Here is a 1,947-nt window from a genome sequence, read left to right on the forward strand (position 1 = left end):
AGGCGGGCATCCGGCTCAGCCTGGGCAGCGACAGTCACGCGGTGATCGACCTGTTCGAGGAGGCCCGGGCGGTGGAGCTGGACGAGCGGCTGCGTACCCGCCGGCGCGGCCACTTCGCACCGCTCGACCTGCTGACGGCGGCCACCGCCGCCGGGCACACCGCGCTGGGCTGGGCCGACGCCGGGAGGATCGCCGTGGGTGCCCGCGCCGACCTGGTGACGGTACGCCTGGACAGCGCCCGCACCGCCGGGGTCCCGCCGGTGGGCGTGTTCTTCGCGGCCGGTGCGGCGGACGTCGAGCAGGTCATGGTGGACGGCCGGGTGGTGGTGGCCGAGGGCCGGCACCTGAGCGTCGACGTGCCGGCCGAGCTGGCGGCGGCCATCGAGGCGGTGAACCCCACATGAGCAGCCTGCTGGTCGACAACATCGGGGAGCTGGTCACCAACGGTGCCGGCGAGGGCCCGCTCGGCATCCGCCGCGACGCCGCCGTGCTGGTCGAGGAGGACCGGGTGGCCTGGGTCGGGCCGTCCGCGTACGCGCCGGCCGCCGACCATCACATCGACGCCGGCGGGGCCGCCGTGCTGCCCGGCTTCGTGGACAGCCACGCCCACCTGGTCTTCGCCGGGGACCGGGCCGCCGAGTTCGCCGCTCGGATGGCCGGTCAGCCCTACACCGGCGGCGGCATCCGGACCACTGTCGGCGCGACCCGGGCCGCCACCGACGACGAGCTGCGCGCCAACGTGCGCCGGCTGCGCGGGGAGGCGCTGCGCCAGGGCACCACGACCATGGAGATCAAGAGTGGGTACGGGCTGACCGTCGCCGACGAGGCCCGCTCGCTGCGGATCGCCGCCGAAAGCAGCACCGAGACCACCTTCCTGGGCGCGCACGTGGTGCCCGCCGAGTACGCCGACCGCCCCGACGACTACGTCGGGCTGGTCTGCGGCCCGATGTTGGCCGCCGCCGCGCCGTACGCGAAGTGGGTCGACGTTTTCTGCGAGCGGGGCGCCTTCGACGTGGACCATGCCCGCGCCATCCTGGCCTGCGGTCAGGCCGTCGGTCTGGGCGTCCGGATCCACGCCAACCAGCTCGGCCCCGGCCCCGGCGTTCAGCTCGGCGTGGAGCTGGGCGCGGCGAGCGTCGACCACTGCACCTACCTGTCCGACGCCGACATCGACGCGCTCGCGTCGAACCGGATCGACTGCATGTGCCATGAAGGCCTGCACACCACCACAGTCGCCACGCTGCTGCCCGGCGCGGAGTTCTCCACCCGCTCGCCGTACCCGGACGCGCGCCGGCTGCTCGACGCCGGTGTCACAGTGGCGCTGGCGACGGACTGCAACCCCGGCTCGTCGTACACCTCGTCGATGCCCTTCTGCGTGGCCCTCGCGGTCCGCGAGATGCGGATGACCCCGGCGGAGGCGGTCTGGGCCGCCACCGCCGGTGGCGCGCGGGCGCTGCGCCGCGACGACATCGGTGTCCTCACCCCCGGCGCGCGGGCCGACCTCGTCGTCCTCGACGCGCCGTCACACCTGCACCTGGCCTACCGGCCCGGTGTCCCCCTGATCCGCCAGGTAATACGCAACGGAGTTCCGCAATGACGAACGTGACCATCCAGCCCACCGGGATCACCGCCGACGACGTTCTCGCGGTGGCCCGCGGCACCGCCACGGTCGTCCTCGCCCCCGCCACCATCGAGGCGATGGCGACCAGCCGGGCCATCGTGGACGGCATCGAGTCGTCGGGTCGCCCCGTCTACGGGGTCTCGACCGGGTTCGGGGCGTTGGCCAACACCTTCATCGCCCCGGAGCGACGGGCCGAGCTGCAACACGCGCTGATCCGCTCGCACGCCGCCGGGGTGGGCGCTCCGATGCCGCGCGAGGTGGTCCGGGCCATGATGCTGCTACGGGTCCGGTCGCTCGCCCTGGGCCGCTCCGGGGTCCGGCCGCTG

Annotated in this window: 3 protein-coding genes; all 3 read left to right on the forward strand. The window is 74.3% G+C overall.

Features of this window, described 5'->3' with window-relative positions:
- Positions 1–404: amidohydrolase family protein (locus KBX53_RS31435; protein WP_210863386.1), on the forward strand; the 404-nt coding region annotated here is incomplete at its 5' end.
- Positions 401–1,597, forward strand: coding sequence for an imidazolonepropionase (hutI, locus tag KBX53_RS31440; RefSeq protein WP_210863388.1), 1,197 nt, complete (start codon positions 401–403; stop codon positions 1,595–1,597). The genes KBX53_RS31435 and hutI, both read left to right, overlap by 4 nt.
- Positions 1,594–1,947 (forward strand): aromatic amino acid lyase (locus KBX53_RS31445; RefSeq protein WP_210863390.1); only part of this gene is annotated, 354 nt, incomplete at its 3' end. The genes hutI and KBX53_RS31445, both read left to right, overlap by 4 nt.

It is taken from the genome of Micromonospora sp. M51 (assembly GCF_018070305.1).
Taxonomy (GTDB): Bacteria; Actinomycetota; Actinomycetes; order Mycobacteriales; family Micromonosporaceae; genus Micromonospora; species Micromonospora parva.